The 13596-nt window shown below is 50.5% G+C and carries 13 protein-coding genes; 3 read left to right on the top strand and 10 right to left on the bottom strand.

The genetic code is table 11. The annotated features are described in order from the left end of the window. Positions 1 to 143 precede the first annotated feature (143 nt). From ACXYMU_RS05020 to murI, 10 genes are all read right to left on the bottom strand, one after another. Positions 144 to 752: a NuoI/complex I 23 kDa subunit family protein gene (locus ACXYMU_RS05020; RefSeq protein ID WP_458985268.1), complete on the bottom strand. Its 609-nt coding sequence runs from the start codon at positions 750 to 752 to the stop codon at positions 144 to 146. Positions 753 to 811: 59 nt separating this feature from the next. Next, positions 812 to 1915, bottom strand: coding sequence for a complex I subunit 1/NuoH family protein (locus tag ACXYMU_RS05015; RefSeq protein WP_458985267.1), 1104 nt, complete (start codon positions 1913 to 1915; stop codon positions 812 to 814). Between the two features lie 544 nt (positions 1916 to 2459). Then, positions 2460 to 3818 (bottom strand): GntP family permease, encoded by a 1359-nt coding sequence (locus tag ACXYMU_RS05010; RefSeq protein WP_458985266.1) that lies wholly within the window; start codon positions 3816 to 3818, stop codon positions 2460 to 2462. Between the two features lie 36 nt (positions 3819 to 3854). After that, positions 3855 to 4517, bottom strand: a complete 663-nt coding sequence (locus tag ACXYMU_RS05005) for a DUF481 domain-containing protein (RefSeq protein ID WP_458985265.1) — start codon at positions 4515 to 4517, stop codon at positions 3855 to 3857. A 241-nt stretch (positions 4518 to 4758) separates the two neighbouring features. Then, positions 4759 to 5901 carry a glycerate kinase gene (locus ACXYMU_RS05000; RefSeq protein WP_458985264.1) on the bottom strand — a complete coding sequence of 381 codons (1143 nt, stop codon included), beginning with the start codon at positions 5899 to 5901 and terminating at the stop codon, positions 4759 to 4761. A 91-nt stretch (positions 5902 to 5992) separates the two neighbouring features. Continuing rightward, positions 5993 to 6586: a hypothetical protein gene (locus ACXYMU_RS04995; protein ID WP_458985263.1), complete on the bottom strand. Its 594-nt coding sequence runs from the start codon at positions 6584 to 6586 to the stop codon at positions 5993 to 5995. A gap of 15 nt (positions 6587 to 6601) precedes the next feature. After that, a complete protein-coding gene (locus ACXYMU_RS04990; RefSeq protein ID WP_458985262.1) occupies positions 6602 to 7780 on the bottom strand; it encodes a glutathionylspermidine synthase family protein in 1179 nt (392 codons plus the stop codon). Between the two features lie 18 nt (positions 7781 to 7798). Next, positions 7799 to 8347, bottom strand: coding sequence for a hypothetical protein (locus tag ACXYMU_RS04985; protein WP_458985261.1), 549 nt, complete (start codon positions 8345 to 8347; stop codon positions 7799 to 7801). A 47-nt stretch (positions 8348 to 8394) separates the two neighbouring features. Beyond that, entirely contained in the window at positions 8395 to 9462 is a 1068-nt protein-coding gene (locus ACXYMU_RS04980; protein ID WP_458985260.1) for a glycosyltransferase family 2 protein, read from the bottom strand. Between the two features lie 39 nt (positions 9463 to 9501). Further along, positions 9502 to 10317, bottom strand: a complete 816-nt coding sequence (gene murI, locus ACXYMU_RS04975) for a glutamate racemase (protein WP_458985259.1) — start codon at positions 10315 to 10317, stop codon at positions 9502 to 9504. Positions 10318 to 10641: 324 nt separating this feature from the next. Between murI and ACXYMU_RS04970 the strand changes: the two genes are divergently transcribed. The 3 genes from ACXYMU_RS04970 to ACXYMU_RS04960 all read left to right on the top strand — a co-directional run bounded on the left by ACXYMU_RS04970 (position 10642) and on the right by ACXYMU_RS04960 (position 13596). Then, positions 10642 to 11142 carry an RDD family protein gene (locus tag ACXYMU_RS04970; RefSeq protein ID WP_458985258.1) on the top strand — a complete coding sequence of 167 codons (501 nt, stop codon included), beginning with the start codon at positions 10642 to 10644 and terminating at the stop codon, positions 11140 to 11142. 86 nt (positions 11143 to 11228) lie between these two features. After that, positions 11229 to 11618, top strand: coding sequence for an SPW repeat protein (locus ACXYMU_RS04965; RefSeq protein ID WP_458985257.1), 390 nt, complete (start codon positions 11229 to 11231; stop codon positions 11616 to 11618). 91 nt (positions 11619 to 11709) lie between these two features. Continuing rightward, positions 11710 to 13596 carry an ABC-F family ATP-binding cassette domain-containing protein gene (locus tag ACXYMU_RS04960; RefSeq protein WP_458985256.1) on the top strand — a complete coding sequence of 629 codons (1887 nt, stop codon included), beginning with the start codon at positions 11710 to 11712 and terminating at the stop codon, positions 13594 to 13596.

Raw genomic sequence — 13596 nt, 5'->3', positions numbered from 1 at the left:
AGGCCCCTGAAAGTACTGCGAGTAAAGCAAAAATATAGAAAAGCATTTTTTCAGTTTTCAATTATCAGTTATCGGTAAGCACACCAGACGCCGCCATGTGTCTTATAATTTAACTCTCGCAGGGTCTCGGATGCCAGGTATAACTACCCCTGTTGCTTCCGGGCAGCGAGTGCGGCAGCTTTCGCGGCGGCCATTTCCTCCTGCTGCTTCTCGAAGAGCCACTGCTTTTCCTTCGCCTGCTCCGGCGAAAGATCGGTGAAGTGGTAGACCATGTTCTTGATGTCCACCTCCGCGAAATCGTATACCGGCGTCATTGTCAGGCAGTCGGTGGGGCACACGGTGGTGCAAAGGCCGCAATAGCAGCACTTGGCCATGTCGATGTCGAATACCGGGGCGTAAAGCCTTTTCTTCGTACCGTCGGATGTCACACCAATATCTTCTGTCGCTTTCACCGACTCGATGGTGATGCAGTTAACCGGGCATATCTTGGCGCACAGGTCACAGACGATGCAATCCTCCATCTCGTTGTGCAGGCGGTAACGACCGTTGTCGGGCACAGGCAGCGCTTCGTACGGGTACGTGAGCGTAGCCAAGCCGTCGGGCTGCTTAAAGTAACTGTCGTCCGACACGTAAACTGGTTCACGGCGCTTGCCTGCATTGCCGAAATGACGCAACGTCAGGCGCGCGCCGCTTACCAGCGACTTCACGCCCTGCCAGAACCCTGTTTTATGTTTATAAGCTTCTTTTTCCATTGTAAGGTCTTGGGTATCAGGTAACCTTTGCTACTAAAAACAGTGGTTGCCTGATACTATTATACCATCAAGAGCCGCCATATACCAGCTGCCAGCACTACGCCGAGCGCAACAGGCGTCAGTACTTTCCAGCACAGGTGCATCAATTGGTCCACGCGCAGGCGCGGATATGTCCAGCGAGCCCAAAGCTGCACAAACAGCAGCATAAACGTTTTGGAAAGCAACCAGAATATCCCCCATAGGTTTCCGGATAATTCGCCGATACTTCCGGTTGTCCAGTTCGCCAGCTGCACCGGACCGATGTTTGGCAGCGGTGTGTTCCAGCTCCCCAAAAAAAGCACCACAGCCACCAGGCAAACCAGCACCATCATACTATACTCTGCCAGAAACAACACGGCAAACCGAAATCCGGAATATTCCACGTGGAAACCCGCCACCAATTCCGACTCCGCCTCCGGGATATCGAAAGGCGCCCGGTTACTCTCGGCCAGCGAAGCGATAAAGTAAATCACAAACGCCACTAACAGCATCGGTGCCCGGAAAATGTTCCAAGTCGTGATGCCCCCTATTTTTGTCGTGTCAATGCCCAGGGCTTCTATCCCGAACAGCCAGTTCGTCTCCGTGCCCATGCCCGGGAAAAAGCGCATCAGCACGCCTTGCTGATAACTAATCTCCTGAAAATCGAGCGACTGGCAGATCATCACTGCAGAAAGTATGGCTAAGCCGGCTGGAATCTCATACGAAACAATTTGTGCCACGGAGCGCATGGCACCGAGCATGGCATACTTGTTATTCGAGCCCCAGCCTGCCATCAGCAAGCCCACTACATCCAACGAGACAATAGCCAGCAAGTAAAACACCCCGATGCCAATACCTGCCGGCACTAAATCCGGCGTAAAAGGCATCACGGCAAAACCTGCGAAAACAGCCGCAAAGATGAGAATTGGGGCCATCTTAAAGAGGACTTTGTCCGCTTGCGCTGGCACTATATCCTCCTTTTGCAACAGCTTCAGTACGTCAAGCACCGCCTGCAACGAGCCGTAGGGCCCTGCTTCAGTCGGCCCAAGCCGGTCCTGCATAAAGGCCGCCACCTTACGCTCCGCATATGCCAGCACAATTACCACACTCAGTAAGAGCATCAGTGTCAGCAGGAAAGCAAGCATAGGCGTTCGGGTTGATTTAAGGAAGCGAAGTTAGGGCATAATATGGGAATGTGCTAATGATTAGCCCCTGGAATTGATGTTTTGGAAAAAGGCTTGGGAATTGCCAACGCCTAAGCACACCAGGGAAAGCGAGTGGGAACTAGTTATAAGGTTTTAAATAAGCCAGAATAGCATCGGTTTGCTTCGCTAAACGGAAACAAGGGCTTGGCTATGTGGGGATACGCCTGGCAATCTTTTATATACCAATCAACATACAAGAATAAATGCCAAATTATTCTCTCAGCTAGCCACCCAAAAGCAGTTTTTGATTCCCCTCCTTTTTTCAAGGAGGGGTGCCGCAGGCGGGGTGGTTCTTTTCGCCCGGTTATTGTGGCTTCGCCCCAGTCGAGTAGCAAACGCGAAGTTATAAAGACTCACAAGTTTGAAAACTTGCTTCAGAAAGACAAAATGAATCGGCATCACGCTGGGTATAGCCTGCAGTCAAATTGAGCACACAGTGAAATTAATTTTAGGCTGATTTTTCGGGAAATCAGACAGCGTTTTCTCAAACCAGAACAAACCACAACAACAAGGTAACAGCAATGGCGGTGATGCCCTGCACCAGCGTGGCCATGGTGTGGGCTTTGTACGCGTCGGTTACTTTCATGCCGCTAAACTGCGTCACGACCCAGAAGTAGCTGTCGTTGACGTGGCTGACGGCCATGGCCCCTGCCCCGATGGACATCACGACAAGTGCCAGGGGCACCGCACCGACTATGCCTGCCTCGCCCAGCATGGGGGCCATCAGCGCCGAGGTGATTACCAAAGCAGCTGTAGAGGAGCCCTGGGCCGTTTTGAGAGCCGCTGCCACGGCAAAAGAGATGAGCAGAATATAGGCGCCGTTAAGGTTCCCGTTTGCCGCGAAGCTTTTAATCACGTCTGCCACCGCTGTGGCTTTTATAACGGAGCCGAACGCCCCGCCAGCGCCCGTCAGCAGGAGGATGATGGCCGCGTCTTTCAGCCCATCGCCGAGCCAGCCGGTCAGCGTTTCCTCGTTCCAGTGGGGCAGCAGCGGGAAAGCGGCAAACACCCCGATGAGCAGGGCCACCACCGGCGTGCCCAGGAACAGCAGGAAGTTGGCCATACCCCCGGTATACTGCAGGTAACTCACCACAGACCCAACGCCAATCAGCAGAATAGGCAAGAAGATGGGTATGAACGACTTGAGCGTGGAGGGCAACTCTCCGAACTCCCGAACCACCTCCTCATAGGTATACAGCACCTCGTCCTCTCCCTCTATTTTGATGGTCGCGGCAACTTTCACAGCCCATACATACCCCACTGCCATCACAGGTATGGCCACCACTAAACCAATCAGAATGATAGTGCCGAGGTAACCGCTGGCCCCGATGTTACCTGCCGCTGCAATAGGGCCGGGCGTGGGCGGCACAAGGGTATGGGTAGCGTACAAACCTGTGGCCAGGGCAATGGACATGGACGCCAGCGGTACCTTCGCGCGTTGCGCCAGCGATTTTTTCAGGCTGGACAGGATCACATAGGCAGAATCGCAGAAGACAGGGATGCTGACAATGGCCCCAATCAGCGACATGGCCAGTTGCGGCCGCTTCTCCCCGACCACACGCAGCACCACCTCGGCCATTCGCAGCGCTGCCCCCGACCTCTCCAGTATCTTCCCGATCACGGTGCCCGCCACGATCACGATACCGATGTAACCCATCAGGCCACCGAAGCCATCGTTTACGGCTTTCACCACATCCTGCAGCGGCAAGCCCGCTGCTATACCTACCCCAAAGGCCGCAATCAGCAGCCCGAAAAACGGGTGGAGTTTGAATTTGGCCGTGGCCAGCACAATGAAGCCTACACCCAATAAGAGAATGAGGAAAAGAACGGGACCTTGCACCATGTGTGTGTCTGAAGGGGTATGATTTAAAAACTATACTTAGAGGTTACCCACCGAAATGCCGAAGGTAATGTTCGAGTCATTGTTTTTGCGCGAGGCCTCTACCTCACTCTCATAAGAGTTCGAAAAACTCGTGCGCAGGGCAATCCATTTGGCCAGGGGCAGTTCGAGTGAGAGCAGTGTGTTCCAGCGCAAATTGGAGAAGTCGGCAAGTGAGGGCTGCACAAAAGTGATATGATTGAATCGCATCTTCTTGCTCAGAAAAAGATGGGTGCCCTTCATCCGAAAAGAGTTTCGCTGTGTTACGATGGTGGCTCGCTCCTTAAAATCAGTGGACTCGTGGATGATGGCATTGGTAAGCGTGAGCTTGTTTCGCTCAGATTGCAGCACACGATACCCAAGGCCTGCCCCGGCCAGTTGCCGCAGGTCGATGCCCCTTAGGTGGCTTATTTCCATAGTGGCCAGGCCAAACACATACGTGCGCTTTTTCTTGAAGACATCCACAAACAGATCTACATAGGTGTCGCGCTCTGCCAGCACCCCATTTTGTTTGCCATAACTGAAACGCGGGTTGGAGGAAATGGAAATCACAGGTCCGTTCAAGGCCACCTCGGCACGCAACACCATAAGGCTGCGGCTCACATTGCCTTGCGTAAAATTGCCGTCGCCAAATAAGCGGTAGTTCAGACTGTCTATCAACACAAAGGGGGGAGTAGTTATACTGTCGGGGCTGATTTGAGCGGGGGGAAGGCCTTCGGGTTGCTGCGCCCAAACCGTTTGGCCGGTACTGCAGCTATAAAGGATAAATAAGGCTAGAAAATGGAGGCAGGCAGATTTTCCCATACCTCAAAAATAAACTAAAAAGCCAGCCGGAAAAATTAGAGTGGAAAATCCTCAGGGGATATTATGTTATATCCTTGCGCATGAGGCTGAGGCTACTCTTTTATCTACCGTTTTTAGGGCATGTTAAGTTAAGTAGCCGCGCGATGTTTCTTGCGCTTGAAAATAAAAGCGGCCGCGCCTGGGCAATCGCCTGCTCCAATGGCATCGGGGTGTTAACGATGGCTTGGCAACTCACAAAATGCTCCAGCAATTGCTCATGCCCTTGCCCGAGTCCGCCTGAGATGAGGATGGTGCCTACGCCATGCTTTTTAGCAAGTTGCGCCACGTAAAAGGGAGCTTTGCCGTACAGCGTCTGAAAGTCGCTCTGGCCCTCTCCTGTAATTACCAGGTCTGCTTTTGCAATGCGGTCTTCCAGGGCAGTTGCCTCAGCCACCACCTGTGCACCCGATAGTATCTCGGCACTGAGCACCAGGAAACCAAACCCCAGGCCTCCTGCCGCGCCTGCCCCTGGGATGGTCTGTAACTTCTTACCTAGATGCGCCTCCACCAGGCGGGCGTAGTTTGCCAAACCAGCATCCAGTTGTTTTACCTGCGCTGCCGTTGCGCCTTTCTGAGGACCGAAAACGTGAGACGCGCCTTTTTCTCCACATAATGGGTTCTCCACATCGCTGGCTATCCTGATTTGGCTCTCTTTCAAGCCCGGATGCATGTTCGTTAAATCTACCTTCGTAATCTCTGAGAGAGAAGCACCAATCGGTTTAACAGGCATGTCGGCTTGGTCCAGAAAAACAGCGCCTAAAGCCTGCAGCATCCCGAGGCCGCCGTCGTTGGTGGCGCTTCCGCCCAGGCCGATGATAAAAGACCGAATGCCTTTCTCAAGCGCAGCCACTATCAGTTCGCCTACGCCATAAGTGGTAGTTTGCGTAGGGTTTCGTTTGCTGGCCGGCACCATGGGGAGCCCCGCCACCTGCGCCATTTCAATCACAGCCGTTTTGCCATCGCTCAGAATGCCATAGGCCGTAGTTACCTGCTCGCCCAACGGGCCTGTGGCTACAGTGTTTACCTTCTCGCCATTGGTGGCAAACAGCAAGGCGTCCAGCGTGCCTTCCCCCCCATCCGCCATGGGCAGCACCTCCACCTCTGCCCCAGGTATCTCTTTTAGAAAAGCCTCCTGTATGGTGAGCCCAACTTCTTTGGCCGACAGGCTGCCTTTAAAGGAATCCGGAGCGACGATTATTTTCATGGCAGATATGTATTTTGGATTTGTTGCAAAATCTAGAAATTAGAAACAAGAGCTTTCTAATCAATTTTCTTGTAAGCGATTAATAGCGCAATCAAAGCCAAGGCTCAGCTATGTAAGCTATAAATTTCGTAGCAACTTTTTTATCTTCAAGTTTAACTGGCTCAGTCTGATTTGTCTCTTTTCCAACTACATTTTTCGCATCCTTCAAATTCAAGAGCAATGTGTATTCATTTACCCAATCTCGCATGGCTAACGGAAGTGACTTGCCTCTTATAGAGGTGTATAAACTTTCTGTGATTGCAGAATCTGGATAAGGTGGTAGTGGAGAAAATGTAGTTAAGCTTCTGGATAAACTACAGACATCAAAATCTATTATCCCCTTTTCATCTACATCAGTATAAATAACCCATAGGCCATCTATATAGGGAGTCATTGAACAGCCTTCTCTGGCTTCTCCAAAAACTGTATCTGCCTTAATCTCTCCTTTAAATACTTCGACAACTCTAAATGCATAGGAATTACCATTTTCACTGATTACATCACCAATAAAAATCAAATCACTCTGCTTGATATTATCATAAACTCTTTCAATGTTCCATTCAGAACTACTACAGATGCAGGCTAAGGCATTATAGCTACAAATTAATGGCAGAATCAGAATTAAACACTTTATTACTCCTCTCATATTTGGCATTACTTCCTACCCCTCCACCAAATGCGGCACAAACTGCGACAGGTTGGTGATAATGCCTTTCTCTCTGCGGAAACCAATGGCACAACCCTCGCCTGCCCAAAACACACCGGCCTGGTAGGTATAACCCTGGCTATCTTCGGGCAGGTCGCACCAACGTTGGTATACCTGCTTCTGCGCATCGTACTCACCGGCCATTTTCGTGATGGACACCTTATCGATCACTTCCACGCTTTGCCCCTCACGCCCAAAATAGGGTTTGCGTATATATTTGCCGCTGATCGGTTCCAGGTCGGTTTCCAGCAGGAGCGGATGGTAGGGATATGCCTTCCAGAGCCATGCCAGCATGCCCTTGCTCTGGAAAAGCAGGCTATAGGCCGGGTTGGCGATGACAACGGTGCGGGTATTAGAGAGAAGCGTGAGGTCAGCGAGCAGTTCAGGCTCTTCCCAGGCAATCTGTTCCCAGGGCAGCAGCTTAAACAAAAACGGAAACTGCTGCCACTGCTCCGCTCCCACCTGCGCCCATACCCCCTTCTCTGCGCCTTCCGTCGAAACGGTCATTTCCGCCACGGGGCACAGGTGCGCCTCAAAACCGGCCTCGCGGGCAGCCTGCGCCAACACGGCGCAATTCGATTCGTCTTCGGCACTATCGCCAATATAAGTCAGCAACAGGGCGGGGACTAAATCCTCGTTAAGCATGCGCCACGTTTTGAACTGCTCCACCAACGCTTCGTAAAGGCCAGAATACTGGCTTGCCTCGTTTTTACCGGCAGCAGCTAGGCTTGCCCACTGCACGACAGCGGTTTCGGGTATGGACGTGGCGGTGTCGGCATTAAACTCCAGCAGCTTTGGTCCTTCCGGTGTTTGCACCAGGTCAAAACGGCCGTAGAGGTGCCAATGCCGGTCGTCGTTCCACGACTGCCGCACCATGGGCCATAGGTTTTCAGGTATCCCTAATACTTGCAGAAAGCCATCCGGCAATTCATCTGGCACAGCCTGTAGCAGCATATCATAGAGAGTGTCAGCGGCATCAAGCAGGGCATCGGCCTCTTTCTCGGCCACTACCACCGCCTCGCCCGGCACATAGTTCGCGCAACCGTCTTCCACGCACCACTCCCAGCCGAGGCCACGCACGGCAGTTTCCACGTCGCCGGTGTGTGTCGTCAGGCGCACAGTTCCTTTTGTCATAGCTATTGTCTTCTGAAATTAAGCGCCAGCTCCGCCGCTACGTCCCCTGAAAAAACCGCTGCGCCCCGAACTGGGTGCCGTGGCCCGCTGGCGCGTGGTCTGCACGTCCTGTCGCCAGGTGTCGGTGCGGTTCATGAGGTTGGGGTTGGCATAATAGCCTGCGCGTGGGGCGGTGTTTCGGCCGGCCATATAGCCCAACGCGCTCCACCACAGCACGCTGCTCATACCGAAGCCGCCCTGCCGGTGCGTGCTTTCGTTGCTGGAAACATCCTTCAGGCGGTTTTGCAGCTCAAGCCCCTGCAGCGTGTCCACGCGCCCGTCACCGTATTTCAGGATGGCCATGCTCTTGCCGGGGGCCGTGGTGCGCTCATCCGTAATTTTCCATTCGTCCGGCGCTTCTTCCGTCATTTCGGTGATAACACCGTCTATTTTCGCCATCTCACTTTCCGCATTCCACTCGTTCTGGTCGGAGTTGCTAGTGCAGCCTGTCAGGCCCATGCAAGCGGCAGCGGCCACAATAAAAGCGTTCCGCTTGAAGTCGCCTATGGATAAGTATCTTTTTTTCATAATTCACTCAATTTTATACTTTGGTCCTTATCATATCAACAACAGCTTTATTCTATTATTGTAGATAAGCGTGCAGTCCTCAGTTGAGCATACTTGATGGATTTTCCCCAAGCTTTCAAGTGCAATTGCTCGAAGAAACCTTGTTGCTTTGGCAACGCATATGAAAGTCTCCAAAGTAGTTTGAATACAAAACTATTTTTCTTATTGGCATTTAGTAATGTTGTGGGCATAGTCCGGACATTCATCGGTTTTGTCACTTGTTGATAGTATTTCATTACCCGCATAGCCATTAACCATCCCGCCCCAGGGTATTTTGTAATCAAACAATTAACAGTATTTAACAGAAATAGCTTAATGAACCTCTCCTCAACAGCGTAACGCGCTTCAGGATACTTGACAAAATGCATACTGTATTCAAATCCATATAAGGCTGTTGCCAATCGATCGTAAAATCTCTGATTTATGGCTTTTACCCGTGTCACCGATTCAAACTCCTCATGATGCACATACCCGGTAACAGATGATTTATAAAAACGCTTTACTACAAAAGGATAAATAAACGTCAATGAATTATCTTCATAAACGCAGTTTTCTGGATAAAGAATACCTGTATCAAGAAGAAACGTTCGGTTAAAAACCTTAGATACAATTCTGCCAAAATTCGAAATCAGGGCCGCCCTAACTTCATGATTCACAGTATATTCCCCTTCATCAAAAGCGACACTGTTAACTACCTCTTTGTTTGATTCAATATTGAAATCAATAAAGTCGTAATTTTCTTCTGCAACGGATTCAAGGAAAACCAGCGCCTCTTGCCGGAAGTTATCATCAGAATCAACAAACCATACATATTTGCCTCTTGCAAGCCCAAAACCGGCATTACGCGCTCCTCCAGGCCCTCTATTCTCTTGTTTTACTACATGGCATTTACATTTAATCTTGCTGGAGACTTCGATTAAATCTTCATAGGTCTGATCTGAAGATCCATCATCTACAAGAATTATCTCTGTATTTGCATGCTTTAGATGCAGCAAATTTTGCAGAACGCGCCCACATTTACCCCTCGAATTGTGAAAGGGGATAATGATAGAAAGAAGATGCGTATGATTTTCCACGAAGAGGTTAAGGTCATTACATATAACGCACACTACCCCCTACTCCCACAGCGGGTAATGCTCCAGGTGCACCTGCCGCTTGAAGAAAATGCGGGTGCTTTCCTCAAAGGAACGGGTAAAGTCTGATACGTAGAACTTGTGGTCGCCAATGAGTTTTTCAGCGGCAAGTCCGTTTTGCTCCAGGTAGGCTTTCACGTGCTGGGCCACAATCTGGCTGGCATCCAGCACATCTACTTCCCCTTTATAATATCCTTCAATCTGCTTTTTAATCAGTGGATAATGCGTGCAGCCCAGGATAAGCGCCTCGATGCCCTGCAGGTCCTGGTCGGAAAGGTAGGTATGGATCACGCTCTCCGAGATGGAGTCATTAAAGAACCCCTCCTCAATCATGGCAGCCAGCAGTGGCGTGGCATGCGACTGCAGATTAATGCCCAGGTCCAGTTCATCAACCTTCTTGCGGTATACATTCGAGTTCACCGTTTGCTTTGTGCCGATTAGCCCTATGGTTTTATCCGGGTAACGCTGACCGATATGCTGCACCGTGGGGTCTATCACGTTCAGCACTTTGGCCTTGCTGCCCACATACTCCTTCACTAGCTCATAAGCTGCCGCTGAGGCTGAGTTACAGGCGATGAGGATAACTTTGCAATGCTGCTTGATCAATAAGTCGCAGATTTTGACGGCATAGGCCTGTATAGCCGCCGTCGACTTATCCCCATAAGGCAAATGGGCGGTATCGCCGAAATAGATCATACGCTCGTTGGGCAACACATTGATGATTGCCTGTGCCACGGTAAGGCCACCTATACCGCTGTCAAAAATGCCAATTGGCCTTTGTTTGATATCTTCTGCCATTAAGGCCCAAGTTAAAGAAAATGTGTGCAAAAGTCACTTTGACTTACAGAAACAAGCACTTCGCTTAGTTCATGCCACTTTCAGGAATCAATCCGGACTCAGAAAAGTTTAATAATTTATCAGGTCATAAACACTTTAGATCAGTGCAAATAAATTATGTTTAAATATTTGTTAGATTATACCAAATCAGTAATTTAGTAGTCGGATTCGGCAGGTAATGCAGCTCGGATACAAAGTTACAACACAATTAGTACTGACTCTCCGCACCACCTAGTGTACAACTAGCTTTTTAAATCAACTTAACCCTTAGCCATTATTAGTACCATGCAAAAAGCGTTTGTTTTACCGGGCCCCACCATCAAGAGCTCCGAGCTTTATGGAAGTACTGCGTCACGATTCATGGCTTTTTTGATTGATACTACTATCCTGGTTTTCTCCTACTCGTTTGTGCTGTACGGCCTAAGCGATACCGCCCAACAGTTTAGGAGCTGGGATAGTGGCATGCATGCCCAGGATATCCAGGCACAGTTGCTAGAGACGGGCCGGATGATTTTCTACAACCCCTACTTCCCTATTTTGCACTGGTTGTACTACACCATCTTACATGCCTCCAAAAGGCAGGCTACCATCGGCAAATTCACGTTAGGGATGAAAGTAACCGACCTCAGGGGCAAGCGCATCAGCTTTATACACGCTAACCTGCGTTATTTCGCCAAAATACTTTCTGCAATTCCTATCTGCCTTGGCTTTATGCTGACGCTGTCTACCCGCCGAAAGCAGGCCTTGCACGACTACATCTCCCGCACACTCGTAGTGACGAACTAAATTCAAAAAAAATTGCACTCGTTTTTCACTCTTTTTCAGTCAGTTCGTATAAGCTTTACTGAATTCAAACTGTTAAAAGGAGTAATATGAGGTTTATACCTACCCGTTTTCACGGGATGTTGGACTATGTTGTAGGGATGCTGTTTTTGCTGGCTCCCTGGATATTCAGTTTCTCCGACATGGCTTTGGCAAGTTGGGTAATGGTGATTGCGGGTATAGCTGTGCTAGCGCTAACTGTGCTCACTGACTTTGAGGTAGGTATTATACGCAAAACACCGATGAAGATACACCTCATCGGTGACTTCGGCTTAGGCGCTCTATTAGCGGCATCGCCCTGGATGTTAGACTTTGCAGCGGAGATATACAGCCCGCATCTCATTGGCGGTATTTTTGCCATCCTGGCCTCACTGACTACACACCGCATCCCCAGCGAAAGCTACAGAAACGCTTATACCCAGCATCAAAACCTGCCATAATCATTTATAACGCATGAAGTACAGGCTAGCCAATTGGCTGGCCTGTTTTATTTTACAGGCACCTGTGCAGATTAATGCCTAAATTTGCGGTATGAATTTCTTATCAGCAGAAAATATCTCTAAAAATTTCGCCGACCGCTGGCTGTTCAAAAACCTGAACTTCGGCATCAGCCAGGGCCAACGCATTGTGTTGGTAGGCGTGAACGGCTCCGGCAAAACAACGCTCTTAAATGTGCTGGCAGGCCTCCTGCCCCCCGACGAAGGAAGTGTGAGCGTACGAAAGGAAGTCTCCATCGGCTACCTGGGCCAGAACCCCGCGTTTGATGAAGACCTGACCGTGCAGCAGAATATTTTCTCGGGCCAGAACGAGGTGCTAGACGTAATCCGGGAGTATGAGGCGGTTATGGCCAACCCTGACACCAGCGGCGAGAAAATGCAGGAGGTGATGGAGCGCATGGATGAGCACCAAGCCTGGGATTTTGAGGTAAAAGTAAAGCAAATCCTTTCCAAGTTGGGTATAAATAACCTGGATGCCATTGTCAAGAACCTCTCGGGGGGGCAGCGCAAGCGTGTGGCCATGGCCCGCGTGCTGATTGACGAGCCGGATATGCTGATCATGGATGAGCCGACCAACCACCTCGACCTGGATACGATTGAATGGCTGGAGGGTGTGCTCTCGACGCAGAACACTACCTTGTTGATGGTGACCCACGACCGCTACTTCCTGGACAAGGTGGCCAATGAGATCGCGGAGCTCGACAACGGAGAGATTTATACCTATAAGGGCAACTACAGCTACTTTTTAGAGAAAAAAGCCGCTCGCGAAGAGGCAGCTGTGGCAGAAACCGAGAAGGCGCGCAACCTGATGCGCAAGGAACTGGAGTGGATTCGGCGCATGCCGAAAGCCCGCGGCACCAAAGCGAAGTATCGGGTAGACGCCTTTGAGGAGCTGAAGGAAAAAGCTGCCAAGAAAACCGCTGCGCCACAACTGGAGCTTTCCGTAAAAACGACGCGCCAAGGCGGCAAGATCATCGAGGTAGAGCATATCACCAAGTCTTTCGGTGACAAGAAAATTGTCGATGATTTCTCCTACGTCTTCAAAAAGAAAGACCGCATCGGTGTGGTTGGTCCTAACGGTGCGGGTAAGTCCACGTTTCTGAATATGCTGACCGGTAGCCTTGCCCCGGATGCCGGGTTCATTGATGCCGGGCAGACGACAGTTTTCGGTTATTATACCCAGGACGAGCTAACCTTTAAAGACGATCAGCGGGTAATTGACATCGTGAAGGAGATTGCCGAGGTTGTGGAAATGGCCAACGGCGAGGTGATCACGGCGAGCCAGTTTTTACAGCACTTCCAGTTTCCGCCGGCACAACAGTATACATTTGTCAGCAAGCTGAGCGGTGGCGAAAAACGCCGTTTACAGCTGCTGCGCGTGCTCATCAAAAATCCGAACTTCCTGATTCTCGATGAGCCGACCAACGACCTTGACATCATCACGCTGAATATACTGGAGGATTTCCTGCTGAACTTCGGTGGTTGTATGCTCATCGTGAGCCACGACCGCTACTTTATGGACCGGCTGGTGGAGCACCTGTTTGTGTTTGAGGGCGAAGGCAGGATCCGCAACTTCGCGGGCAACTACACCGACTATCGGGAGTGGTTAAAAGAGCAGGAGAAGCAGGAAAAGCTGGAGCAAGAGACGAAGAAAGCTGTGGCACCGGTGGTAGAGGAGAAAAAGCAGGACAAACCTGTTAACAAGCGTAAAGCCTCCTATGCCGAGCAAAAAGAGTATGAGCAGTTAGAGAAGGACCTTGCCAACCTGGAAAAGCGCAAAACTGAACTCACAGAGATCATGAGTGCCGGCACTACCACCGACCATGAGCAGCTGACCGCCTGGGCCACCGAGCTCAAGGAGATCAACGAGGGTCTGGAAGAAAAGGAATTCCGATGGCTTGAGCTGTCTGAGATTATATAG

Source organism: Pontibacter sp. CAU 1760 (assembly GCF_054482735.1).
Note: the sequence above shows the minus strand (reverse complement) of the source record. Positions and strands in the feature narration are given on the sequence as shown.